Genomic DNA, 23,664 nt, shown 5'->3' on the forward strand with positions numbered 1-23,664 from the left:
GGTTCGTGCCAAATCGGGTGCTGGAAACCTCTTGGCGTGGGCGATCGGAAAGGCCGGTTCTCGCGGTTGGCCAAGGGGAATTGCCCCCCGTCTGGCCGGTTCGTGCCAAATCGGGTGCTGGAAACCTCTTGGCGTGGGCGATCGGAAATGCCGGTTCTCGCGGTTGGCCAAGGGGAATTGCCCCCCGTCTGGCCGGTTCGTGCCGAAATCGGGTGCTGGAAACCTCTTGGTGTGGGCGATCGGAAAGGCCGGTTCTCGCGGTTGGCCAAGGGGAATTGCCCCCCGTCTGGCCGGTTCGTGCCAAATCGGGTGCTGGAAACCTCTTGGTGTGGGCCAGATCCCCCCCAACCCCCCTTAAAAAGGGGGCTTTGAGAATTCCCACCCTTTGTAGGGGCGGGCCCTTCCACCCCGGCGTTGGGGGGGATATAACTGAAAAATCTAATTTTGGAGGTGTCTGATGACTCCCGCAGAAAAGTTTATTAGCGAAATCGCCGGCGAACTGAAAACGCAGCCTGGGTATAATATAAGAGAGGAAGTGTTTTTTCCCCTGCGTTACGCGAAAAATCGCCCGGTGGCAGTTCAACACAAAACAATTGCTGAAAAGTTGATGCCACAAGATCCCCGGCTTGGGCCGGGAAAGTATGCAGCGGGAATTGGCACACACGAGCAAAATGTTCGGCGGGCGATTGTAAATAAATATGAAGAAGAGATGACAGCCGATGGGGTGGATGTTAATATCTTACTCAATGGGCAAGTAGGACAAGGAGGCATTTGGCGAACGGCTTATGAGTGGCTGTGGAAACACAAATACCCGCGCTGGCTGGAGGCGAATAGGCAATGGCTGGAGGCGAATAGCTGGGAGCTTTTGCGGGAAAAGGCAAAATCCCCTGCCAATTGGATACAGTTTAAAACAAACGAGGAGGCAGCCCAGCTAGGGGTAGATAGAGGCCCTATTCTGCCATCGGCTCCCCCTGCGGTGCAGAAAAATCCCGCAACGATTCCCGCCAACCAGTCGCTTTGGATGGTAATTGATTTAGACTTTTCTAAGTCTCCAGTGCTGTTGTTGAATCGCAGTCAAGATGGGGAATGTTTGCTCTGTCCATCTTCTGCTTATGCACCGAATGCTATTATGGAGGAACCGCCGCTTTTGCTGCCTCAAAAGGATTCTTGGGCGGCTCTGGATGAGGAAAAGACAAATTTTAAGTTTGACAAACTGGGAAAGGAGGAGTTTTTAGCAATTGTCTTGAAGCAACCTTTAAACTTACCTTGGTTGACCCCCCGTGAAGATGAAGGACTGATAGAATGGAATGGTGAGCGGATTATGGATTTATTTGACCACTTGGAACAGCCAGGGGAATGGCAGGTTTTTTATCAAAGTTTTGAAGTGGTGGAATTGAAACCCGCAGATGGGTGAGCAAGTGAAACCCGGTTTCAGACACCGGGTTTTTTTAAGAATCATGGTGTGGTGACAGCATGAAATATCTGAACCTAGAGGAAAGCGACATCGCCCTAACAGCAATTGTTGATGAGATTGCTGCTACCCTGTCTGAGGTTGTCATTATCCGTAAGGGTTTGCCAGTCGCTCGTATTGTTCACTATTCGATTCCTGAGCCGCCTGGAAAAAATTATCCCCTGCAGGGAAGTCCAATCAAAATTGCCGCCGATTTTGATGAACCGATGCCTGAACTTTGGGATGCTTTGGGAGAATGATTTTACTCGATCCTCATGTTTGGTTATGGCTACTTCACGATCCGCGTCAATTGTCGGATGCTGCACGCACAGCCGTGTAACAGCGCAACAAAAATCAGGTATCGCGTTGGGTTTCGTTGCCTCAACCCAACCTACATGAAAGAAAAACTGGAAACCAAATATGCTTATAATCTCTGCTATAAAAAAAAATTATCCCAAACTGTCTTATAGTTTACTGGAATGTTTTGCGTTAATCATTGTACTGCCAAGTGCTTTAGTCGGATTAATTCTGTTGGCTATACCATTCAAAATCGCTAGTTTTTTTAATAAAAAAGCATCTAAAAGTATTCTCAATTATTACAAAAAAATTGGTTCATACTTGAGAGATTTTTTTGTTAGCGATATTCCGCCAACAGCAGTTAGAAAAATGACGGCAGATATTTTATTGGCCTTTGGAATTGACCATTATAATAATGGTTTATTCGGCATGGCTTGGAATTGCTGGCAACAGTGTCTTAGCATTTATCAAGCTATTCAAGACCGCGAAGGGGAAGCTGATTCTCTGGGAAATTTAGGTGTTGTTTACCGCTCTCTGGGACAATATGAAATAGCCATCACCTCCCACGAACAGTCTTTAGCTATTAGTCAGGAAATCAAATACCGGCAAGGGGAGGCAAATGCTCTGGTAAATTTAGGCAATGCTTACTACTCTCTGGGAGAATATGAACGAGCCATCACCTTCTACGAACAGCATTTAGCTATTAGTCGAAAAATCAAAAACCGCAAAGGGGAAGCAAATTCTCTGAAAAATTTAGGTAATTCTTACGACTCTCTGGGAGAATATGAAGGAGCGATCGCTTTCCACGAACAGTCTTTAGTGATTAGTCAGGAAATCAAATACCGCCAAGGGAAGGCAAATGCTCTGGTAAATTTAGGCAATGCTTACAACTCTCTGGGAGAATATGAACAAGCGATCACATTCCACGAAAAGTCTTTAGCCATTAGTCGGAAAATCAAAGACCGTCAAAATGAAGCAATTTCTCTGGCAGGTTTAGGTAATTCTTACGACTCTCTGGGAGAATATGAACGAGCGATCACATTCCACGAACAGTCTTTAGCCATTAGTCGGAAAATCAAAGACCGTGAAGGGGAGGCTAGTTCTTTGATAAATTTAAGCATTGCTTGTAGCGCTATGGGACAGTATGAACGGGGGATTGATTTCTTTGAACAGTCTTTAGCCATTAGTCGGGAAATCGGATATCGCCAAGGGGAAGCTAATTCTCTGGGAAATTTAGGGATTGCTTACGGATCTTTGGGACAATATGAACGAGCCATCACTTTCTTGGAACAGTCTTTGGTTATTAGTCAGGAAATCAAACACCGCCAAGGGGAAGCTGCTTCTCTGGGAAATTTAGGGATTGCTTACGACTCTATGGGAGAATATGAACGAGCCATCACCTTCTACGAACAGTCTTTAGCTATTAGTCAGGAAATCAAATACCGGCAAGGGGAGGCAAATGATCTGGTAAATTTAGGCTCTGTTTACCGCGAATTACAACAACCAGAAAAAGCCATTCAAAACTATCGAGACTGCCTCAAAATTGCCACTCCCGAAACTATGCCACCCGTATGCTTCACAGGAGGTCGCAACCTCGGCGATACCGGCTTTCTCCAAGGCGACTGGCAACTCGCCTTAGAAGGATACGAACCGGCTATGCAAGCAGTGGAACAACTCCGCAAAGGCTCAACCACCGACAAACGCCGCCAAGAAATCATTAAAGACGCCATATCGGTTTACGCCAACGCAGTCCAATGCTACATCAACCTTAAACAATACGATAAAGCCGTCGAAACCGCAGATCGTTCCCGTTCCCGCCACCTCGCGGACTTATTTTACAGCAAAGACCTCTACCCCCAAGGCGAAATTCCCCCAGAAGTGGCAGAATACTATCGCCTGCAAGAACAAAGTAACCGTTTGCGTATTTCTGACAACGACGGGACAAAAGCATTCGCCGCCACTCGCCAAGCAACCCCCAACAGCGACGCGACGCTTAAACTGATTGAAAACTTAGAGGCACAAAAGCAGCAAGCGTGGCTGAAAATTCGCAGCAAAGACCAGGTTTTGGCCGGTCAATTGCAAGCGGACCCCCTCAGCTTCCAGCAAATGCAAGCCTTAATTCCCGATACCGAAACCGCCATCGTCAATTTTTACACCACTGATAAACATACCCACGTTTTCATCTTGCGGCAAAATCAACCGCCCCAACTCCACACCTGCGAAGGACAAGGGTTTGAAACCTTGCAAAATTGGATCTTTAACAACTGGTTAACACCTTATCTGCAAAACCGAATCGTATGGCAAAGTCAAATGCGGGATTTTCTCCCGGAACTTGCCAACCGGCTGCAACTCAATCAACTGATTGCCGAACATCTCACCGGCATCAAAGAACTGATTATCATCCCGCACCTGTACCTGCATCAAATTCCCTTTGCTGCCTTACCTTTAAACAACACTCCCATTCCCCAAAGCAATACAGCCTACGACAAGACTCGCGTAAAAGCTGTCAAAAAACCCGACCCAGCCGCAGTCGCAGCCGCCAAAACCCCACCCCAACAACCCGAATACCTCAGCGATAAATTCCGCATTCGCATCGTTCCCAGTTGCCAAATTCTCAATTATTGCCACCAGCGAGGCAACCTGAAAATTGAGAATATGGGCATCGTGGAAAATGCCACCGGCGACCTCGTTTTCACCGGCTACGAGTGCGAAACCCTGGCCACCACGCACAAAGTTCCCAAAAACCGCCGCCTGCAATACCAGCAAGCGACTATCAGCAACTATCAAAACTTACTCCACCAAGTGCAAGTCCTCCATTCCAGCCACCACGCGGCTTCTAACCTCAATAATGCCCTGGAATCAATCCTTAAATTATTCGACGGCGATATCAACCTCGCTCGCCTTTTCACCTGGAGATTTCCGCAGCTAGCCGAAGTTATCCTCTCCTGCTGCGAAACCAACTTAACCCTCACCCCAATTACCGATGACCCCCTGAGTATTGCGGCTGGTTTCCTCTGTGCGGGTGCCCGAAATGTGGTCAGTACCTTATGGTCAGTGGATGACTTAGCAACCGCTTTGTTTTGCATTTTGTACTATGAGGAGAAGCGGGACAAGAGCCGGTCCGAAGCCATCCGCCAAACCCAATTTAAGCTGCGTAACTTGACAGGCGACGAATTATATGCTAAGTACAAACCGCAGTTAGAGGCTTATGTTGACCGGCAGCAATGGGGAGAAAACCAAGCCGAAATTATGGCCAATGTGCGATTGCGGTTAGAGTTCCTTCGCCGGGAAACTTTGCCCTTTGTCAGTCCCCATTATTGGTCGGGTTTTGTATCCCAGGGTTTGGCGTAGGAGAACAGCCAAAAACATCTTTTTTGCTCAATTACTTGAGTTAAAACCCTGATGTTTCTTTGGAGAACCCAAGTTCCGCTCCGCCAGCCAACAAACCTGGGCATGTTTTAAAGTCCGCGCAGGCGGACTTTGTTTGTATAGCCGCGATTTCCAATCGCCAGGCCCCTTTGCTAATGCAAAAACGAGATCCTCCCGAACGCACCGCTACTGGGCATGTTTTAAAGTCCGCGCAGGCGGACTTTGTTTGTATAGCCGCGATTTCCAATCGCCAGGCCCCTTTGCTAATGCAAAAACGGGATGCTCCCGAACGCACCGCTACAGGGGGGGTGGGTTCCGCCTTATTAATGCCCGCAACCGAATAAAAAGTGACGGGAGGCGGAACCCACCCTACTATCTTCAAAATATATAATTTAAATGCAGGAACACCTCAACCGGCCAGCTAAACAGTCTGGCCACTCCCAAAGGTGCTCTGACAAGAATGGTATCCTGTCATCTGGGTTGTCTGCCAGCAAGCGCTGACTGCGGACAGCCGGTAAAGGCACGCAGGCGCTTGGGCTGTGGCACAATGAACAGCAGGCGTAGGCGCGGAAATCTAGGCGTTTCGGAAGTTTATGACCAAGTTTGTGTTCGTCACCGGCGGAGTCGTCTCCAGCATTGGCAAGGGAATTGTAGCGGCAAGTCTGGGCCGGCTCCTCAAGTCGCGGGACTATTCCGTCTCCATCTTGAAACTAGACCCCTATATTAACGTCGATCCGGGCACCATGAGCCCCTTCCAGCACGGAGAGGTGTTCGTCACCCAGGATGGCGCAGAAACAGACCTGGACTTGGGGCACTACGAGCGCTTCACCGACACCTCCATGTCTCGCCTGAACAGCGTCACCACCGGCTCCATCTACCAAGCAGTCATCAACAAAGAGCGCCGAGGCGACTATCACGGCGGCACAGTTCAAGTCATCCCCCACATCACCAACGAAATCAAAGAGCGAATCCGCCGGGTGGCCAAAGATACCAACCCAGATGTGGTGATTACCGAAATAGGCGGCACAGTGGGCGACATCGAATCCCAGCCCTTTTTAGAAGCGATCCGGCAGTTCCGCAAGGATGTGGGGCGCAATAATGTCCTCTATATCCACGTCACCCTCGTGCCCTGGATTCCCTCTGCCGGCGAGATGAAAACCAAGCCAACCCAGCACTCCGTCAAAGAGCTGCGTTCCATAGGCATTCAACCGGATATTTTAGTGTGCCGGTGCGACCGGCCCTTGCAGCCGGGCATGAAAGACAAACTCTCAGAATTCTGCGACGTGCCGGTGGAGAGCGTCATTACCTGCCAAGATGCCAAAAGTATCTATGAAGTGCCCCTAATCCTAGAACGGGAGGGACTGGCCCAGCAAGTCCTGGAGTTGCTCCAGCTGGAGCAGCGCCAGCCCGACCTGAAACAGTGGCAAACCCTCGTAGACCGGCTGTATCGCGGCGGCGAAAAGATAGAGCTGGCCATTGTCGGCAAATACGTCCGGCTGACAGATGCCTACCTCTCCGTCGTGGAAGCCCTGCGCCACGCCGCCATCGCAATGGGAAGCGAATTCAACCTGCGCTGGGTCAACTCAGAAGACATCGAAGCGGACGGTGCCGAAGCCCATCTCCAAGGCGTCCACGGCATACTCGTTCCCGGCGGGTTCGGCATCCGGGGGGTGGATGGAAAAATTGCCGCCATTGAACACGCCCGCCAGTCCCAGATACCGTTCCTAGGGTTGTGCCTGGGGATGCAGTGCGCTGTCATAGAGTGGGCGCGTAACCTCGCCGGACTGCAAGATGCCAACAGCGCCGAGTTTGACCCCAGCGGGCGCAATCCGGTGATCAACTTGCTGCCGGAACAGGAAGATGTGGTAGATTTAGGCGGCACAATGCGCCTGGGGCTATATGCCTGCCGCATTGCGCCCGACACCCTGGCGTTCAATCTCTACCAGCAAGAGGTGGTTTACGAACGCCACCGGCACCGCTACGAATTCAACAACGCCTACCGCAACCTGTTTTTAGACACAGGCTTCGCCATCAGCGGCACATCCCCTGACGGGCGCTTGGTGGAAATCATCGAACTGCGCAACCACCCCTTCTTCATCGCCACCCAGTTCCACCCAGAGTTCCAGTCACGCCCGAGCCTGCCTCACCCGCTGTTCAAAGGGTTTGTCAAAGCCGCGATGGCCCGAAAGAAACCCGCAACAGCAGCAGCACCGGCAGTGCCAGCTGAAGTATCCTGACACAGGAATTGCGGCGGCTTTCATCTGAGGAGGTCTTGTGGCGCACTGGATCAAGATAAGTTATGAGCGGGACAAACAAGTATATGTGATCGATCTAGACCGCATCAGCGCTTTCAGCTTGTCTTGGAACGGTCGGCTAACCCTGTATTTGTCCAATCACCAAACCGGCATTGAGATTACTCAGCAGAGCGATCCAGAAGCCTACCACAAGATTCTCGACTACATCAAAGAAACCACTGGGTTTCCTTTACCTTGAATGGGGCATTGGGATTTTGGATTTTGGATTTTGGATTTTGGATTTTGGATTTTCCCGGACAATATGGCGGGGCACAGGCGAGACGCCTGTGCTACGTCAAAATTTTATTTCGTTCCCAGGCGAAATCTCCGTAGGGGCGCGTCCCGCCGCGCCCCGGTGTGCGGCGTCAAAATTAGCCTTTTTCCTCAATCTTTGTTGCTTCTTCCTTTTCCCTAACCAGCTGCCAAGCCAGTTTAGCCGCACCGGCAATCCCCGCAGAATTGCCCAACTCAGCCGTCAGCAACTGCAAACCGGGGCGGCACACCGGCAGCACCCGCCGCTCAATTTCTGCCATAGTTGCAGGGAAGAAAAACTCCGCACTAGCAGCCACACCCCCACCGATGATAATCGCTTCCGGCCCCAGCACATAGATCAGGCTGGCCAAACCGGCACCCAGCTGGTGTCCGTAAGTCTCCCAGAACTCCAAAGCTTGCCGGTTCCCCACTTGCGCCATGTGGCCCAGTTCCGCCGGCTCGCAACCCATGCGCCGGCGAATCGCCCCCACGGAGACAAACTGTTCCAGCGAACCGCGATTGCCGCTATTGCACTCCGGTCCGTAAAGATCCAGGGTGATTAACCCCAGCTCCCCGGCAGCGCCGGTGTGGCCCACAAACAGCTTTCCATCTATAATAATCGCACCGCCCACTCCCGTGCCCAAAGTCAGCACAATCAAATTGCGGAAGCGGCGACCGGCACCCAGCCAAGCTTCTCCCAAACCCGCGCAATTAGCGTCATTCGCCAGAACTGCCGGTCTTTTGGTCTTTTCTTCGAGCCAGTCAGCCAGGGGCACATCGCGCCACCCCGCCAGATTAATCGCCACTTTGGCCACCCGACCCGCCGCATCCGCCGGCCCGGGCGTCCCCACCCCTATGGCCAAGCATTGCCGGTCGGGGTCAAGTTGCTCAATTGCCTCAGCCATAACGCCCAACACAGCTGCCGGTGTGGCCGGTTGCGGCGTGGCCACACTCAGCGATTGGCTGCAATTGCCATCCGGGGTGAATCTCCCCAGCTTAATTGCTGTCCCCCCTAAATCAATTCCAATCACTTCGCCCATACTCGAACCTTTAATATCTTTTCTTCCATTGTAGGTTTAATTTTATATTTTTAACCGCAGATGAACGCAGATGTACTCAGATATAGCGTGTCTAAATCCTTCGTGTAAATTTCAGAACCCAGTTTCTTAAAGAAACCAGGGTTCTGTGCCCCTAGCGGTTGCGCAAATCATTCAGACCTGCTATAATCGTATCCAGTTAGGTTAGGACGTAGGACAGGCGTCTCGCCTGTCCCTTTTCCTACTAGCCAGTGAGATGCCTTGTCCTAAACTGACTGTTTCTTGCTCTATATAGCAGCAGTCATATTGGTTAGGACAATAGGAGCTTCGGGAGCGGGGGAGCAAGGGAGGCCGGAATGTACGTTCCCTAAATGCCTACTGCTATATAGACGTAGGGCAGGCGTCCCGCCCCCCTGAAGGTCTAATGTCCTAATCTAAGTGGATGCTACTATAATTCTGAGGTCAGCTAGTCGGCAATCCTGAAAGCCTTCAAAAACGCTTGAAAATCCTTCTCTGCCTGCCGGTAAGCCGCTGCTTTCTGGTCAAGCGCAGCCTTAGTAATTTCTCTGTCTTGGAATTGCTTTTGCGCTAATTCAAATTCCAGCTTTTTGATTTGGTAATTCTGCTGTCTCACCGTCCCTTCAACAGAGCCCACCCAATTGGTAAACCCCAGAGTTTGCGTTTCCGGGTCTGTATTGCCGGCATTCCTGAGCGCCGGCTCTCCCAGCTTAGCTTTCGCGGTTGCTGTCAGCCGGCAGAAGCTTTCTAAAGCTCCCTTAATTTGCTGGATGCGGCTCAGAGAGTTTTGCAAAGAAAACCTTTGATTGAGAGTGTCGCTGAGAGGTTCATCTGGAGAAACCGGGCGCTGGCTTAACTGCATCGCTGGGGGAGAGGCGTGCTGTGCCGTGCCGGTGGTAGCACTGACTGCCGGTTGCGCCGGCAGCTTCCAGACCGACCAAAACATCCCAGCGACGGTGAAAGGAACCAGCGCTAAAGGAATAACTGCTGCCAGAAAAGCTCGGTTGATTTGCATAGAAGACCCCCCAGAGAAATCAACTCTTAAACATTTAATTTGGTTTGTGTGGCGGCGCGGCACGTCCCTCGCTCCAGGAGGAGACAGGTAGAGGCGCGACCTGTCGCGTCTCTAGAAATAATGAGAGTGCGGGCCGTTTTGCCAGCCCCGCTAAAATAGCAAATTAGATGTGCGTAACGCGGATCGCCACCGGTCGCCTGAGTTTAGCTACAGCAGCCGGTGGCAGAATTCCAGTTATAAAGAAGAGAGAAAAGACCGGCAGTCTTCGGTAAACGAATTGAGCGGAAAGCCAGACAGGGAGAGCGAGAGACAGACAAAAAATCCCCCAATCCCCAAATCCCGGCTCCCACCTTTCCACCGGCTATTCTCGCCGCAACTTAGGATTGACGAACTCGTTCAACCCCTCTCCCACCAGCGACAGCCCCACAACCATCAGCGTCAGGGCCAAACCGGGGAATAGGGCAGTCCACCAGATGCCGGTGGGCAGCGCCTCCAGCGCTTGGCGCAAATCGTGCCCCCACTCCGCTGTCTCTTCCGGCAAACCCAAACCGAGAAATCCCAAACCCCCGAGGGTGAGAATGGCGTCAGCGGCGTTGAGGGTGAACACCACCGGCACGCTTTGAATCACGTTGAGGAAGAGGTAGCGGCTGAGAACTGTCCAAGTGTCGGCACCCATCGAGCGGGCGGCTTCGACAAACAGTTCAGTCTTGACGCTGACGGTGTGGTTGCGGACTATCCGATAGTATTGCGGGATGTAGGAAATACTCAGGGCGATGGCGGCATTGAGCACTCCCCGCCCGACGACAAAGGCCAGGGTAATCGACAGCAGCAGTCCGGGGAGGGTGTAGATGGTATCCATCAAAAACAGCAGCGCCCGGTCGAGTCTGCCCCCCACATAGCCGCTCACCATACCCAAGGGCACGCCGGCAACCAGACTGAGTGCTGTAGCCAGGATAACCACTTGCCATGCAGCTTGGCTGCCGAACAGGGTGCGCGAGAATACATCGTAGCCCAGGCCGCTGGTGCCGAACCAGTGGCTGGGGGAGGGTGGCTCGTGCAAGGGGTTGCTGAGGAATTCTGTGGGGCTCTGTATCCATCCCCGCGCCAGGAAAGTGGGAGCCAAGAGGGCGGTGAGCACGAAAAACAGGGTAATCGCCAGCCCCACCCACATCATCTGCATGGAGAGGCTGGGGCGAGCGGAAAGACGTAAAAATCGGGGCAGTTGCAGTCTGCTAGGAGCCATGAGAGTGGGGAGTAAGAACTAGGGAATGATTGTATCCTCTAGTTTCCAACCACTCGCTCAAGTTTCCCTACAGATTGCTACAGGGGGTGTGCGGTGCGTTCTCCCGGAACGCACCCTACTGCTACAGATTGCTTTCAATCAATTGCCGGTACTGGCTCTTTTGCTTGACGCCCTTGAGCTCGCCCACTTTGTCTTTGTGCTTGAAGAACTGAATGGTGGGCGTTCCGGTGACACCGGCAGCCTCGGCAATGTTTGGGTCTTGCTCAATGTCGATCTCGACATAGTGAATTTTGCCATCGAACTCATCCACAACTTTGCTCAAAATGGGCTTGAGGGTGTGGCATGGCCCACAGGTGGGTGAGGAATATTTTACCACGATCAGCCGGTCGCTATCATGGTACAGCTTGCGCAGCGCCCAGCCCCCCTCGTGCCGCGTCGAGGAGATGTTAAATGTCGCTTCTGTCTCCACCGGCTTTTCTTCAGCCGCCTTTTGAGCCGGCTTCTCAGCCTCACCGGCTTGATGGAATTCCTGCGCCAGCCCCTTCTCGGACAGCCACCGCTCGGCTAGCATCGCCGCCATGCAGCCTGTGCCGGCAGCTGTGATCGCTTGGCGGAACTCGTGATCTTGCACGTCACCGGCAGCATAAACCCCCTCGACGCTAGTCCCCACCGAACCGTGCTGGGTGACAATATAGCCCACTGGGTCGAGTTCCAGCTGCCCCTGGAACAGTTGAGTGTTGGGAGTGTGGCCAATGGCGTAGAACAGCCCCTTCACCGGCAAGTCGCTGACTTCGCCGGTCTTGCTGTTTCTCACTTTCATCCCTTGCATCAGCCCGCCTTCCTCACCGAACACATCCACCGCCTCGGTGTTCCAGTGCACGGTGATTTTGGGGTGGCTCAACACCCGGTCTTGCATGGCTTTGGAGGCTCGCATTTTGTCGGAGCGCACCAGCAGGTGCACGTGACTGGCGTATTTGGTGAGATAGATGGACTCTTCCGCCGCCGTGTCGCCGCCGCCAATCACCGCCAGCTCCACTCCTTTGAAGATTGGGGTGGCTCCGTCACAAATCGCGCAAGCTGAAACGCCCTGATTCCAGAATTTTAGCTCACTTGGCAAGCCGAGCCGTTTCGCGGTTGCGCCGGTGGCTATCACTATGGCGTGGGCTCTGACTTCTCGCTCTTGGGATAGCACAGTAAAAGGACGCTGGCTCAAGTCTACAGAAATCACATCTTCTGTGACTAGCTCAGCCCCCCACCGCGCCGCCTGCGCTTTCATCCTGTCCATTAATTCTGGCCCTGTCACCCCTTCCGGAAAGCCCGGAAAGTTCTCCACTTCGGTGGTGGTCATCAGCTGGCCACCCGGGATGCCCCCCATTTGATAGCCTTCAAACACCAAGGGCTTCAGGTTGGCCCGTCCTGCGTAGATGGCCGCAGTATAGCCGGCAGGGCCAGAACCAATAATCACCAAGTTTTCTACTGTTGGGCTTGCCATACACTAACTCAAACTCATAATGACTACGCTTAGTATACCACAACTCCCCTTTACCAGACAGCCGAACCGAGCGACGGGGGGGGTGGCCCGAGGTGCCGGTGAGCCGGCGAAACGAGAAGAAACCGGGGGTTCCCGCAGGCTGTGCCGGATAGCCTAACTGACTCACTGAATAGAACAAAGACTTTCAATAAGTGGGCTTCCTGGGAGATTGAACCTGCTAGGAAATCAACATCTAAGTCGATTAGCCGTGAAGGAGGTTTATTTGATGCACAGCAAGTTTGTCAAAGCAATCTTTGCCGTGATACTGTTTGTGGGATTTAGCTTTATGAGCTTTGATGCCGCTTATGCCGCCCGCGCCAGAGACTACAGTCCGAGCGAGTTCCGGTCTGTGTTAAATGGCTTGGGATATAACGTCACCCTGGGGGATACCCTAACAGATGAAGCCACCAAGAAAGCTATCAGTGATTTTCAGAAGGCTTACAAGCTAACGGCTGATGGCGTAGCGGGAGGGCAAACTCAGGACGTGGCAGCCGATTTGGTCAAAAATCTTCAGGGCTCGCTGAACCTGGTTGTCCAACCCAGCCCTGAACTGCCGCGCAACCAGTTTTATGGCCCGCGAACCGAGGCAGCCGTCAAAGCCTTTCAGAAACAATATAAACTGTCAGAGACCGGCATCGCCACTCTGCCAGTTCGCCAGAAACTCGACCAGGAGGCCAAAAGAATTCTGGGCAAATAAATAGGCCCACAAAACATTCGCTCCGCGCCGCCTCTCCCAGAAACGCCCCAGAAACCCGGTTTGTTCAAGAAACCGGGTTTCTTGCTATTCGCCCCTGAATTCCGTTTGAATAATTTAAACTCACACAAATGTGGCGCAGGGCATCCCGCCAGTCAAGTGCCGCTGCGGCAGACTTTTTATTATCCCCAGTTTCAGCTAGCGCCTATTTAATAATGAGTAATAAAATGGATTTGATGTAAGCCGCCTTTAAGGGGACCCGTGATGGAGCGAGTGCTAGAACCGGAAGTGATGGACACCTGGGAAGAAGCGATTGAGTATGACTCAATGGACTTCACCGAGATAAATACTGCCTTTGCCCAACGTGCCGTGGAGTTAGGGCCACCGGCAGGTCAAGTGCTGGACGCCGGCACCGGCACAGCGCGCATCCCCATTATAATAAGCCAGATGCGCCCGCAGTGGCAGCTGACCTGCACCGACCTGTCAAAAAACATGCTCCTGGCCGGTGCCAGGAATGTTGAGACAGCTGGGTTGCTTGGGCAGATTCAGCTGGAACTCGCTGACGCCAAGCAGCTGGATTATGAAGATGGCCGGTTTGACATGGTGATTTCCAACAGCCTCGTCCACCACTTGCCAGATCCGCTGCCATTTTTCCTGGAACTCAAGCGAGTGCTAAAACCCAACGGCGCTATCTTGATTCGGGATTTAATTCGACCGGCATCTCCGGATTTTGTCGATGCCTTCGTTGCCGGTATCGGTGCCGAATACAGCGCCCACCAGAAACAGCTGTTCCGGGATTCCCTGCACGCCGCGTTTACTCTAGAGGAGGTGAATCAGCTTGTGTTCGCCGCCCAGTTAGACGGGGTGAGAGTCTATCAATCCAGCGACCGGCACTGGACAGCTGAGCGTGCTTGGGCGGAGGGCGGGCAATAAGAACGCCCACCCCAGTGGGGGAAATTTATCCCATTACTTCCGCCATACCCCTGGTGAAGCGCTGCATCATCAGTTCCCCAACAACCACAAAGAAAACCTTCTCAATCGTGGTGTTTGTCTCCAAAAATTCTAGGGTGGCAGCTGTAGCAAATTTAGCCGCGCGTTTGACCCGGAAACGATACATGCCCACGCTCAGGGGTGGGAAAGCAATCGTGCGGAGGTCGTGCTGATCTGCTAAAGTTAAACAGCTGTGATAGCATTGAGCCAGCATCTTCGGCTCTCCATGTTTGCCGTCCAGCCACACTGGGCAAACGGTGTGGATCGCCCACTTTGCTCCCAGGTTGAAGCCCGGAGTAATTTTAGCTTCGCCGAGTTGACAGCCATTCAGCTGGCGGCACGCTTCTAACAATTCTGGGCCGGCAGCCTGGTGAATAGTTTTGTAGATGCCGGTGCCCTTCACGAGAGAAGACAGCGCGGGAATGACGATAGCATCCACTTTGATTGTGGTAATATCGCCTTCAACCAGTTCCAATCGATCGGTCATATCATTTACTTGAGTTTCGGTCCAGTCTCAATTGTACAGGGGGCCGGCAGTCCATAGAGAAAACCCTATGAAAGATTTAAAGAAGTGGCGGATATTGCGGTCGCAAGTCGTTTTTAATAATCCCTGGTGCCAAATCCGGCGAGATGAAGTAGAATTGCCGGCGGGCAACGTGATAGATGACTTTTTCGTAAATGTCAGACCGGATATAGCCCTGGTGTTCGCCGCTACTAAGACCGGCGAGATTGTGTTCGTGCGCCAGTACCGGCACGGCGTGGGGGAGATTTTGCTGGAACTGCCCGCCGGTGCTTTTAACCCAGAGGTTGAGACTCCTGCCTCAGCTGCGGCGCGGGAATTTACAGAAGAAACGGGTTATGTTTGCGAGAATCTAATTCAGATAGCAACGCTCTATGACAATCCGGTAAAAGATACAAATAAGATTCACTTGTTTGTTGCTAAGGATGCTGAGAGGGCGGGGGAGCAACTTTTAGATGTTACGGAAGAGATTGAAGTGGTGCTGGTGCCGGTGGGAGAGGTGATGGAGAGAATCTCTGCGGGGGAGATTTGTGTTTCAGGAAGTGTTGCGGCGGTTTTTTTGGGATTGAACTTCTTAAGGGAGTGCCGGTGGGTTTAGGGGTTTTGAGGACAGGCGAGAGGACAGGCGGGGGGACAGGCGGGACGCCTGTCCTACGTCTGGAAGGGGAGGGGGAGAGACGAGATGCCGGTGCCAGCGTGCTAAACTGACTGTCCATAACTATAACGGCAAAGAAAGACTGTAGGAGCAAAGGGAAAACCGCTGTTTGGCGATTTAGTTACTCCCAATATTGTTCCCAATCATCCTTAAAAGCTTGTTGCAATTTGTTCATGTAAGCGGAAGTTTTAATCTTCACCATCCACAGGTTATTAGGGTGAGTGCCTCCTTTGCAGACCACACCTTCTGCCACCCCATATTTCCCCTCGCGAACATCATCTATAAATTGACCAGTCAGCTTGCCGCGATAAACGACTCGCGCAAGATTTAAGTTACTAAAGTCACGAATTAATTCTTGAGGAGGGACAATACCTTGCTCAGTTCGCACATCGAAGAGAACAAGTTGTTTGGGGTCATCCTTATTATGCATTCCGGCGAACGAATTCGCCCCAAATAACTCTGTAAAAACTGTAATCTCAGGGCATTGATACTGCGGATTTTTTGTAAACAAAATTTCTAGGGATGTGGCAAAGTCTCTCCGAAAAATAGCTGGAGCGGCTTCTAAACCTGGATGGGCGGCATTGAAGTCGGCAATCCCCCTATCATCCAAATCAAACCTGTCACGGCGTGTGCCAAAAGCATACCAGCCAAGTTCAGCTTCCCAAACCCAGTGAAGATTGGTGCCGTCGTATTTCTCGAAGGCTATACATTTTCTCTGAGGGCAATTTTTGCTATCTGGGATTTTAGGATAGGCAAGTGGAACTCGTGCCATTGCGAGCGAAAAAGGTGTGGGAGAGATAGAGGCTACAATTTTAACACAAGTTGTTGTCTAGCAGCAATATAAAAAATGCGCAGCACCGGCATCTCCCCAGCGCCCCCCTGTGCCCCCCAGCGCCCCCCTAATCCAGGCGTAGCACAGGCGTCTCGCCTGTGCCAAATTCACCCCTTTCCTAAGTTGGAATCAACTCCCCAGGGCGCAACTTCGCCCACTTGCCAGCCTCCAACTTAAAACTCTTGCACCCCACAACATCCCATTCCTTACCGAAATCTCCCTCCTGAACTATCCGCCCGTCATCTGTCACCAGCACCTTCGGAAAATAGTGATTCACATTAATGCTGGGTTCCACCGGCTCAAAATCCGGAGTTTCAGTCAAATGCGGCTGTTCGTGCTGCATTTCAACCATGTGGTAAGTTAAGCAGCGGTCTACATAGTGGCAGTTCACACAAATACACATAATTAAAACCCTCGTGCCATTCCGCAAAGATTCATTAAATCGATATAGCCTTTTTCCGAGAAACCGGGTTTCTTCAAGAAACCCGGTTTCTGGGCTTTACAGCGATTACAGTTAATCTAGCTCAAACAAACCGTTTCTTGCTCCCCTGCCAGATTGATTTTTCCTGCCATGCCAAACCCAATACCGGCAACCTCTGCCCTCTCCCCCGAAAATTGGCCATTCAGCCCCGAATGCCTGCCCCAACCGGCTTACCTCGTTGGCGGCGCAGTGCGAGACGCCCTCCTCAGACGCCAGTCACAATACCTAGACCTAGATTTTGTCCTGCCGGCAAACGCAGTGCAAACCGCCCGCCAGATTGCCAATCGTTACCGCGCCGGATTTGTCCTCCTTGATGCCGGCAGACAAATCGCCCGCGTCGTCTTTGAAAACGCCACCGCCGACTTCGCCCAACAAGAAGGCCCAACCCTGGAAACAGACCTCCACCGGCGCGACTTCACCGTCAACGCCATCGCCTGCAACCCCCACACCGGCGAACTCATAGATCCCCTGCTTGGCTGTGCCGACTTGCAAGCCGGTTTAATCCGCATGATCTCACCGGCAAATCTCCAAGATGACCCATTGCGATTATTGCGCGCCTACCGGCAAGCCTCGCAACTCGGCTTTACCATCGAACCGGCAACCGCAGCCGCCATTCGCCATCTCGCCCCCTCACTCGCCCAAATAGCCGCCGAACGAGTCCGCACAGAATTGAGCTATCTCCTCGCCACCCCCCGAGGCACCCCCCAGTTGCAAGCCGCCCTAGAAGATAACTTGCTGCAAACCTGGTTCCCCAGCGCCACCCTTCGCAATTTGCCCCTACTAGCAGAAATTGACCGGTCAGCCGTTCAGCTAAGAGAAACCTGGCCAGAATTAGGTGCCCAACTGTGCCGCGAAATTCGCGACACCCTGAAAACCTCCTTACTCGCCATTGCTAAACTGGCAAGTTTCCTAGATCCGGACCCCCAGCAAGCCGAGGAACAGCTGCTGAATTTGAAATACAGCAACTCCGAAATCAAAGCCGCCCTCGCCGTGGTAAAACAGTTGCCGCAACTGCAAGCAACACCTGAATCCATGCCGGTGAGAGAGCAGTATTTCCTATTTCGCAACCTCGGGCCAGTGTTTCCCGCCCTAGCCGTGACGGCGGTAGCAGCCGGCACACCTGCCGGTGCCATCGCCCCCCTCATCCAGCGCTACCTCACCCCAGAAGATCCTGTCGCCCATCCCGCACCCCTCCTCACCGGCAGCGACTTAATGGCCGCCTTGAATTTGCCCCCCGGGCCACAAGTCGGTTTCCTGCTCACAGAAATTGCCATAGCGCGCGCCGAAAATCGCATATTCACACCAGAAGCCGCCCTAAAATTTGCCTTCCAGCAACTGCGCCGCGAGAGCGGGGCCGAGGGAGGTGGCAAAACTTCTTGACACTCACCCCGCCGCGTGCTAAAATAAACATTTCGCTCTAGTGTCCGGGCTGCTGTTGGCAGCAGCTTTTGGGCGCTCTGAGTTGCGGGTGACAAATGTTACTCGCCCCCTATTGTTGTTCTGAGGCCATCATGGCTAAACGCCGCAACCCTAAAAAAGAAAAAGCTCTCCGCAACCTAGCTTACGCTCGCCGATTTCGCAAACGAACCGCACCAGGCAGTTTTGGTAAAAGGCGCTTCTGGCGCGACAATCGCCAGGAAGACACTAGAGAAGAGAAAGATAGCATGAGCGCCGAGGACATGAATGTCTGAGCGCTGCCCAAGCGTCGCCCTTCCCCTGACGCACGCCCGTCAGAGATAGAGCTGAGAAATCCGGTTTCTTAAAGAAACCGGGTTTCAAAGGACGTACTTCACCCAACTGAAAACCGCTACAGTCTTCCTAGCAGCTTCTGGCCCACCGGCAAGCGCTGTGCTGTGGGGCGAGCGCATCAGGTGTCAGCTGCCGGCAGCGCCCAAAGGTTTGCACCGGCAGTCTTGACGTTTATCGGCAAACCTGGTATAATTAAACACCACTACCCAATCGGGTTGAACAAGCTTGTGGCGGGCAGCTCAATCACTTAGATTGCCAGTCATCCGTAATTCACAGAAGAATTGCGGGCGATTGCCTTCCCAGCCGGAGAGTGCGGGGCGCGAATCTCGCCCCGCCACACCCTTTCAGGCAAAAGTAAACAGTAAAAGCCGCAGGTGCAAAGCGCCAGATTGTTTGCCTGTTACCCAACCTTCTATCTTTGCCATCATTCTCCCAACCCGCCACGATGGCTGTATTCTGGCATTTTATGTAAGGATTTAGTGCTGGGAATTTCCTGAGCAACAAAATGAGAGAGATAGTATCCTTTCAGGTGGGTGAATAGCGGGTTTTTTCTGATTATTCTATCTAAAAGACGAGCTGGCAAAACTCAAAACCAGCAGGGAGTGAAAGGCGCAATACTTGATTAGCTGAAAGTTAGAAATAGTGGGGAACCTACCTCTAGCGGTATATAAGGTAACAAAAAGAGATGCTCCCCCAGCGAGATGAAGTCACCCCTCCAAGGTTTTTAGGATAACTTGCAGAAGTTCAAACGCTTGAAACATTAGGAGTACAGTTATGGCAGAGAAGAGCAATCGCGGATTTGCCTCTATGGACGAAGACAAACAGCGCGAGATAGCCAGCAAAGGCGGTCACGCCGCCCATGAGAAAGGAACCGCCCACGAATTCACCCCTGAGGAAGCAAGAGAAGCCGGTCGCAAAGGTGGCGAAACCGTCAGCCAAGACCGCGAACACATGGCTGAAATTGGCCGCAAGGGCGGGGAAACCGTCAGCCAGGACCGCGAACACATGGCGGAAATTGGCCGCAAGGGTGGGGAAACCGTCAGCCAAGACCGGGAACACATGGCTGAGATTGGCCGCAAGGGCGGGGAAACCGTCAGCCAAGACCGGGAACACATGGCTGAGATTGGCCGCAAGGGCGGTGAGCAAAGCCACAAAAACGACGAAGAGTAGCCGCAGGGTGCGTTCCCTCAAGGGAGCGCCCCAGAGATTTGCCGGGGCGGGCTCGCAGAGCAAGCCGGAGATCCCAGGAATATCGCAGACAAACCCGCCCACCCCCTCGGTTCTTCCTTGGCGTCTATGGCGGTTAATTTTTTATCTTACTCCCTGCCAATCGCATCCCAAAACCCCTCACCCGGCAGAGTCAACTGCTGCAACCGGCCATTCACCCAGCCCGCAGCGGCTATCCCAGACGCCAAAGCGCCTTCCACCAGATTCCCCCCGCACCAATCGCCACAGCAAACCACCGGCACCGGCACCTGAGCACTCAAACACGCTTCTGGCAGAGGGCGGGTAGTAAAAGCATAGCGCCAGCGGTGGACCTGCACCCAATCCGGGCTGTCCAGCCAAGGCAGCAAATACTTGGCCGCACGCGCGAGCAGCTGCTCGCCCGCCGGCTGGAAGTCCTCAGCGTCTAAATAACCTTGTGCGAACGCAGGCGTACTTTGCAGCACAAACACCGGCACCTCGGACGCCCGTCGCTTGCTGCTGTCCCAGCCAACCCACGCCAGCCTCTCATCCGAGGGAAAGACCACCGCACGCCATGCCGTGTCCCGCCGAGCTAAATCTCTCTGCCGGTCCGCAGGGTAGCCCGCCATGACGCTGATGCAAGGCTCAAACTCCACAGAGCGCAATTTGTTCAACAACTCAAGGGGAACAGCACCCTCATGTGGCTCCAGGAGCGTGAGCGCTTGGGGTGCCGGTATGGCCACCACGACAGCTTTGGCCGTCAAGTCTGTGGGGGGTTCAGCCGTAGAATTGGTAGCTTCTGCGGTGAGATGCCACGTCTGGCTGCCGGTGGGGGCGATGGCGGTGACGCGCCGGTTCAGCCAGATATCCAAGCCGGTGCCGAGAAACTTGCCAATCGCACTCATTCCTGCCGGTGCGGTGTGAGAGGGACACCACTCCCCCGCAGCCAGCTCGTGCGGGTGAAGGTCAGATCCCAGTTCATAAATCGTGTCAGTCCAGGGCTCGATAATGTTGCGGTCGGACAAAACCTGAACCAAACGCCGCAACAGCAAACCTTTGGGTTGCAGGTATCGCGCTCCGTGATCCGCACAAGTTCCCTGCAACCGGCGGGTGGCAACTCGTCCGCCCAGCCCGCGAGACTTTTCCACAACCGCCACCGAATAACCCGCCATGCGCAGCAGCTGGGCGCAAGTCAGCCCCGCCATGCCGGCACCAATCACGGCAACATCCAATATCTTGTCGCTTGCAGCCATTAGGGTCAGAAAGTAAAGAACAATCAAAGTAACACGCCCCTCTTTCAGTAGCAAGCGCTCTGGGAGCATCCCGGCTGTGCAAAGAAGCCCAAATGAATGCGACAATGATTTCAGCAGGGGGTAGGAGGAGAAGATTTTTGGCCAACTGAATCCCGGAAACGGGATTGAAATACTGCGCACAAGCGCCCAGAGGCAGGCCCCCCCTCCCCCTCCTGCCGGCGGCTGCAGCCCAATAGTACAATAAGTCAGACCCAGAATCTGCGCAAAGCCGCGCCTCTGGGCAGGACAATCCAGGGAGGAAGCGGACATTGGACGAGCTAAGAGCAGCACTGGAACTGGCAACCGACGAAGAATTGCAGCAGCTGACGGATATTCTCTTCTGCCGCCGGTTCAACCCCCTCGACTACTTTCAAACCCCCGATCCGATCGATGTTAAAAGCCGAGACCGGCAAACCTGGCTGGACACTCTCGAACAGCGCTTTCGCTATCTCGCCGCCGATGGAATCACGGTTTTGCGGGGGAGCACCGATAAAGTCACCTACCGGCACGCCCTGATTCAGGTGTGCCGCTACCTGAAAATCTCCTACTCCAACAAGCTGTCCACCACCGATCTAGAAGCTGAGGTGTTTCTCTTCTTGATGGGCAAAGCTTGGAAAAAATTGCCCGCCTCAGAACAGGAAGCTTTGACGGAGCGAGTGCGCGGAGCGCTGGCGCAATCGGACCCCTCCCAACCGCTGCCGCTGCTGGCCCAAAAAGATCCCCTCGGCTTGCTGTTCAAAGGCGGCAGCGCTCTGGCGGTCAGTTCTGTCATTCAGCCCCTGGTGCTGCAGCAGATTGCCCGCCAGTTTGCCATTCACTTCGCCACCTATCAAATGGCCAAGGCCACCCTGCTTGAGGGCGGGGCAGCGGCAGCAGCGGGGTTGGAAACCTACGCAGCCCTGCAAGCCGCCCGCCAAGGCATGGCCGTGACTGCCGCCCGCTACGGCGCAGTCCGCACTGTTTTTGCCTTTATCGGGCCGGTGCTGTGGGCCGCGTTTTTGGCGGATCTGGGCTGGCGTGCCATTTCCACCAACTACGCCCGCATCATCCCCACTATCTTTACCTTGGCCCAAATTCGCCTCACCCGCGCTGAGTGCTGGCAGCCTGCTTGACAGTTAATCAGTTTTGAGATATAATATCAAACCTTTAAGTTTTCTGAGTTCGCGGCATCCTGAACCGCGCCTGCAGGTGGCGTGGAACTGCGCCGGGCTGTCGCTGCTGCTTTTGCCTTTGAGCCCGCTGCTGGGAGTTTCGGGTCTGGGTCTGGCAATGCTGCTCATTTGGCGGCAGAATTTCGCCACGATTGTCCGGCGTCGGCTCAATTGGGGCTTTGCTGCTCTCACCGGCTGGCTGGCGATAACCGCCGGCTTGGCTGCAGACCGGCTGGAGGCGTTCCTGGGGCTGTTTAATTTTGTGCCGTTTTTCGCCTTTTTTGCCGCTTTGAGCGCTCTGATTCAAACACCGGCTCAGTTGCGGCGGATAGCGTGGGTTTTGGTGGCGGGTTCGGTGCCGGTGGCGATTGTCGGCTTCGGGCAGATGTTTTGGGGCTGGAGTGGGCCGGTGCGAGTGCTGTGGGCTCTCGTGGATTGGCCTTTGGAACCGGCAGGCACCCCTCCCGGGCGAATGGCTTCTGTGTTTGCCTATGCAAATGTTTTGGCGAACTATCTGGTGATTGTTTTCAGTTTGGGGTTGGGGCTGTGGGTGGAGGCTGTTCAGGAGTTGCGCCATCTCGCGTCTGAGCGCCGGCAAAAGGTGCGCGATGAAAATGACCCGCGCATCGTCAGAGTTGTGGAGAAAAAAGCGACGAAATATGAAAAGCAAGTGTGGCGGCGCTTGGTGTTTTTGAGTTTGGCGGTGCTGGGGAATGCGGCAGCGCTGATTTTGACGGATTCGCGGAATGCTTGGGGAATTGCCGGTTTGGCAAGTCTGGCCTTTTCGCTGTATTTGGGCTGGCTGCCGCTGGTGGCGGCGGTGGCTGGGGTTGCCGGTGGGGTGCTTTTGGCGGCGTTTGGGCCGGTGCCGGTCAGGGACTGGCTGCGGCGGATTGTGCCGGCGTATTTCTGGGCGCGGCTGACTGACCAGATGTATCCAAACAGGCCGGTGCCCACGTTGCGGGTAACGCAGTGGGAGTTTGCTTGGGAGATGGTGCGCCAGCGTCCTTGGACGGGTTGGGGGTTGCGGAATTTCTTCCCACTTTACAAGCAGCATTACGCCCCTCTTTACCTGGGGCAGGAGTTTACCTGGGCAACGCACCCCCACAATCTGTTTTTGATGCTGGCGTGTGAGACCGGCATTCCGGGAATGCTCCTATTTTGCAGTTTGGTTGGCTGGGCTGTCGCGCGAGGGGTGCTGCTGTTGCGGGATTGGCCGGCTGTTGCTTCGGGGGAGGGGGCCAGCCCCGTTTCCAATCCCGATAAATTGATTTTTTTCAGCTATTTAGTTGCTTTTGCCGGCTGCACGCTATTTCACCTCTTTGACGTGACGCTGTTTGATTCGCGGGTGAATATTTTGGGGTGGTTGCTGCTGTCTGGAATTTATGGGGTTGTCTGTCAGAAGGGAGCGAATCAGGCTAATTCCCATTATAGCAGTAGCCACTTAGATTAGGACATTAGACCTTCAGGCTCGGCGGACGCCGTACATACGTCTATATAGCAGTAGGCATTTAGGGAAGGTACATTCCGGCCTCCCTTGCTCCCCCGCTCCCGAAGCTCCTATTGTCTTAACCCATATGACTACTGCTATAATCGCCCCAACCCGGTA

At 53.6% G+C, this 23,664-nt stretch carries 22 protein-coding genes; 14 read left to right on the forward strand and 8 right to left on the reverse strand.

Annotated features, from left to right (window positions below; genetic code table 11):
- From OSC10802_RS49720 to OSC10802_RS0113350, 6 genes are all read left to right on the forward strand, one after another.
- The coding region (locus tag OSC10802_RS49720) for a hypothetical protein (protein WP_232731674.1) at positions 1–372 on the forward strand (372 nt) is incomplete at its 5' end.
- Between the two features lie 85 nt (positions 373–457).
- A complete protein-coding gene (locus OSC10802_RS0113325) occupies positions 458–1,414 on the forward strand; it encodes a hypothetical protein (RefSeq protein WP_017717259.1) in 957 nt (318 codons plus the stop codon).
- Between the two features lie 59 nt (positions 1,415–1,473).
- A complete protein-coding gene (locus tag OSC10802_RS0113330; protein WP_017717260.1) occupies positions 1,474–1,710 on the forward strand; it encodes a hypothetical protein in 237 nt (78 codons plus the stop codon).
- Positions 1,711–2,116: 406 nt separating this feature from the next.
- The gene (locus OSC10802_RS44330; protein WP_198525113.1) at positions 2,117–5,098 is read left to right on the forward strand and encodes a CHAT domain-containing protein; all 2,982 of its coding nucleotides are present in this window, start codon (positions 2,117–2,119) and stop codon (positions 5,096–5,098) included.
- Positions 5,099–5,709: 611 nt separating this feature from the next.
- On the forward strand, positions 5,710–7,353 hold the full coding sequence (gene pyrG, locus OSC10802_RS0113345; RefSeq protein WP_017717263.1) for a CTP synthase: 1,644 nt from the start codon (positions 5,710–5,712) through the stop codon (positions 7,351–7,353).
- A 37-nt stretch (positions 7,354–7,390) separates the two neighbouring features.
- Positions 7,391–7,609: a hypothetical protein gene (locus OSC10802_RS0113350; protein WP_017717264.1), complete on the forward strand. Its 219-nt coding sequence runs from the start codon at positions 7,391–7,393 to the stop codon at positions 7,607–7,609.
- Between the two features lie 172 nt (positions 7,610–7,781).
- On the opposite strand, the gene OSC10802_RS0113360 is transcribed toward OSC10802_RS0113350, so the two are convergent.
- The 4 genes from OSC10802_RS0113360 to trxB form a co-directional block, all read right to left on the reverse strand.
- The gene (locus tag OSC10802_RS0113360) at positions 7,782–8,702 is read right to left on the reverse strand and encodes an ROK family protein (protein ID WP_017717266.1); all 921 of its coding nucleotides are present in this window, start codon (positions 8,700–8,702) and stop codon (positions 7,782–7,784) included.
- Between the two features lie 463 nt (positions 8,703–9,165).
- The gene (locus OSC10802_RS0113365) at positions 9,166–9,732 is read right to left on the reverse strand and encodes a hypothetical protein (protein WP_017717267.1); all 567 of its coding nucleotides are present in this window, start codon (positions 9,730–9,732) and stop codon (positions 9,166–9,168) included.
- Positions 9,733–10,093: 361 nt separating this feature from the next.
- Positions 10,094–10,975 carry an ABC transporter permease gene (locus OSC10802_RS0113370; protein ID WP_026098439.1) on the reverse strand — a complete coding sequence of 294 codons (882 nt, stop codon included), beginning with the start codon at positions 10,973–10,975 and terminating at the stop codon, positions 10,094–10,096.
- A gap of 121 nt (positions 10,976–11,096) precedes the next feature.
- Positions 11,097–12,467 carry a thioredoxin-disulfide reductase gene (gene trxB / locus OSC10802_RS0113375; protein WP_017717269.1) on the reverse strand — a complete coding sequence of 457 codons (1,371 nt, stop codon included), beginning with the start codon at positions 12,465–12,467 and terminating at the stop codon, positions 11,097–11,099.
- Positions 12,468–12,732: 265 nt separating this feature from the next.
- Between trxB and OSC10802_RS0113380 the strand changes: the two genes are divergently transcribed.
- Positions 12,733–13,203, forward strand: a complete 471-nt coding sequence (locus OSC10802_RS0113380; RefSeq protein ID WP_044170971.1) for a peptidoglycan-binding domain-containing protein — start codon at positions 12,733–12,735, stop codon at positions 13,201–13,203.
- A 261-nt stretch (positions 13,204–13,464) separates the two neighbouring features.
- Entirely contained in the window at positions 13,465–14,133 is a 669-nt protein-coding gene (locus tag OSC10802_RS0113385) for a class I SAM-dependent methyltransferase (RefSeq protein WP_017717271.1), read from the forward strand.
- A gap of 25 nt (positions 14,134–14,158) precedes the next feature.
- Here OSC10802_RS0113385 and OSC10802_RS0113390 read toward each other — a convergent pair whose 3' ends face one another.
- A complete protein-coding gene (locus OSC10802_RS0113390) occupies positions 14,159–14,677 on the reverse strand; it encodes a macro domain-containing protein (RefSeq protein ID WP_017717272.1) in 519 nt (172 codons plus the stop codon).
- Positions 14,678–14,744: 67 nt separating this feature from the next.
- On the opposite strand from OSC10802_RS0113390, the gene OSC10802_RS0113395 reads away from it, so the two are divergent.
- Positions 14,745–15,308, forward strand: coding sequence for an NUDIX hydrolase (locus tag OSC10802_RS0113395; RefSeq protein WP_017717273.1), 564 nt, complete (start codon positions 14,745–14,747; stop codon positions 15,306–15,308).
- A 178-nt stretch (positions 15,309–15,486) separates the two neighbouring features.
- Here OSC10802_RS0113395 and OSC10802_RS0113400 read toward each other — a convergent pair whose 3' ends face one another.
- A complete protein-coding gene (locus OSC10802_RS0113400) occupies positions 15,487–16,137 on the reverse strand; it encodes an RNA ligase family protein (protein ID WP_026098440.1) in 651 nt (216 codons plus the stop codon).
- Between the two features lie 178 nt (positions 16,138–16,315).
- A complete protein-coding gene (locus OSC10802_RS0113405) occupies positions 16,316–16,600 on the reverse strand; it encodes a Ycf34 family protein (protein WP_026098441.1) in 285 nt (94 codons plus the stop codon).
- A gap of 168 nt (positions 16,601–16,768) precedes the next feature.
- On the opposite strand from OSC10802_RS0113405, the gene OSC10802_RS0113410 reads away from it, so the two are divergent.
- From OSC10802_RS0113410 to OSC10802_RS54385, 3 genes are all read left to right on the forward strand, one after another.
- The gene (locus tag OSC10802_RS0113410; RefSeq protein ID WP_044170117.1) at positions 16,769–18,058 is read left to right on the forward strand and encodes a CCA tRNA nucleotidyltransferase; all 1,290 of its coding nucleotides are present in this window, start codon (positions 16,769–16,771) and stop codon (positions 18,056–18,058) included.
- Positions 18,059–18,189: 131 nt separating this feature from the next.
- The gene (locus tag OSC10802_RS0113415) at positions 18,190–18,369 is read left to right on the forward strand and encodes an Asl3888 family RNA-binding protein (protein ID WP_017717277.1); all 180 of its coding nucleotides are present in this window, start codon (positions 18,190–18,192) and stop codon (positions 18,367–18,369) included.
- Between the two features lie 832 nt (positions 18,370–19,201).
- Positions 19,202–19,597 carry a con-10 family general stress protein gene (locus tag OSC10802_RS54385; protein ID WP_017717278.1) on the forward strand — a complete coding sequence of 132 codons (396 nt, stop codon included), beginning with the start codon at positions 19,202–19,204 and terminating at the stop codon, positions 19,595–19,597.
- A 146-nt stretch (positions 19,598–19,743) separates the two neighbouring features.
- Here OSC10802_RS54385 and OSC10802_RS0113425 read toward each other — a convergent pair whose 3' ends face one another.
- Positions 19,744–20,865, reverse strand: coding sequence for an NAD(P)/FAD-dependent oxidoreductase (locus tag OSC10802_RS0113425; RefSeq protein WP_198525114.1), 1,122 nt, complete (start codon positions 20,863–20,865; stop codon positions 19,744–19,746).
- Positions 20,866–21,173: 308 nt separating this feature from the next.
- On the opposite strand from OSC10802_RS0113425, the gene OSC10802_RS0113430 reads away from it, so the two are divergent.
- Entirely contained in the window at positions 21,174–22,016 is an 843-nt protein-coding gene (locus OSC10802_RS0113430; protein WP_017717280.1) for a YaaW family protein, read from the forward strand.
- Between the two features lie 13 nt (positions 22,017–22,029).
- Positions 22,030–23,508: an O-antigen ligase family protein gene (locus OSC10802_RS0113435; protein ID WP_017717281.1), complete on the forward strand. Its 1,479-nt coding sequence runs from the start codon at positions 22,030–22,032 to the stop codon at positions 23,506–23,508.
- Positions 23,509–23,664 lie beyond the last annotated feature (156 nt).

Origin of the sequence: Kamptonema formosum PCC 10802 (assembly GCF_000332335.1) — a bacterium.
Classification (GTDB): domain Bacteria; phylum Cyanobacteriota; class Cyanobacteriia; order Cyanobacteriales; family Oscillatoriaceae; genus Oscillatoria.

Bases quoted from the DNA above. Each gene is read 5' to 3' on its own strand.
- OSC10802_RS0113325 (WP_017717259.1), top strand. From the start codon at position 458: ATGACTCCCGCAGAAAAGTTTATTAGCGAAATCGCCGGCGAACTGAAA.
- OSC10802_RS0113330 (WP_017717260.1), top strand. From the start codon at position 1,474: ATGAAATATCTGAACCTAGAGGAAAGCGACATCGCCCTAACAGCAATT.
- OSC10802_RS44330 (WP_198525113.1), top strand. From the start codon at position 2,117: ATGACGGCAGATATTTTATTGGCCTTTGGAATTGACCATTATAATAAT.
- pyrG (WP_017717263.1), top strand. From the start codon at position 5,710: ATGACCAAGTTTGTGTTCGTCACCGGCGGAGTCGTCTCCAGCATTGGC.
- OSC10802_RS0113360 (WP_017717266.1), bottom strand. From the start codon at position 8,702: ATGGGCGAAGTGATTGGAATTGATTTAGGGGGGACAGCAATTAAGCTG.
- OSC10802_RS0113365 (WP_017717267.1), bottom strand. From the start codon at position 9,732: ATGCAAATCAACCGAGCTTTTCTGGCAGCAGTTATTCCTTTAGCGCTG.
- OSC10802_RS0113370 (WP_026098439.1), bottom strand. From the start codon at position 10,975: ATGGCTCCTAGCAGACTGCAACTGCCCCGATTTTTACGTCTTTCCGCT.
- trxB (WP_017717269.1), bottom strand. From the start codon at position 12,467: ATGGCAAGCCCAACAGTAGAAAACTTGGTGATTATTGGTTCTGGCCCT.
- OSC10802_RS0113380 (WP_044170971.1), top strand. From the start codon at position 12,733: ATGCACAGCAAGTTTGTCAAAGCAATCTTTGCCGTGATACTGTTTGTG.
- OSC10802_RS0113385 (WP_017717271.1), top strand. From the start codon at position 13,465: ATGGAGCGAGTGCTAGAACCGGAAGTGATGGACACCTGGGAAGAAGCG.
- OSC10802_RS0113390 (WP_017717272.1), bottom strand. From the start codon at position 14,677: ATGACCGATCGATTGGAACTGGTTGAAGGCGATATTACCACAATCAAA.
- OSC10802_RS0113395 (WP_017717273.1), top strand. From the start codon at position 14,745: ATGAAAGATTTAAAGAAGTGGCGGATATTGCGGTCGCAAGTCGTTTTT.
- OSC10802_RS0113400 (WP_026098440.1), bottom strand. From the start codon at position 16,137: ATGGCACGAGTTCCACTTGCCTATCCTAAAATCCCAGATAGCAAAAAT.
- OSC10802_RS0113405 (WP_026098441.1), bottom strand. From the start codon at position 16,600: ATGTGTATTTGTGTGAACTGCCACTATGTAGACCGCTGCTTAACTTAC.
- OSC10802_RS0113410 (WP_044170117.1), top strand. From the start codon at position 16,769: ATGCCAAACCCAATACCGGCAACCTCTGCCCTCTCCCCCGAAAATTGG.
- OSC10802_RS0113415 (WP_017717277.1), top strand. From the start codon at position 18,190: ATGGCTAAACGCCGCAACCCTAAAAAAGAAAAAGCTCTCCGCAACCTA.
- OSC10802_RS54385 (WP_017717278.1), top strand. From the start codon at position 19,202: ATGGCAGAGAAGAGCAATCGCGGATTTGCCTCTATGGACGAAGACAAA.
- OSC10802_RS0113425 (WP_198525114.1), bottom strand. From the start codon at position 20,865: ATGGCTGCAAGCGACAAGATATTGGATGTTGCCGTGATTGGTGCCGGC.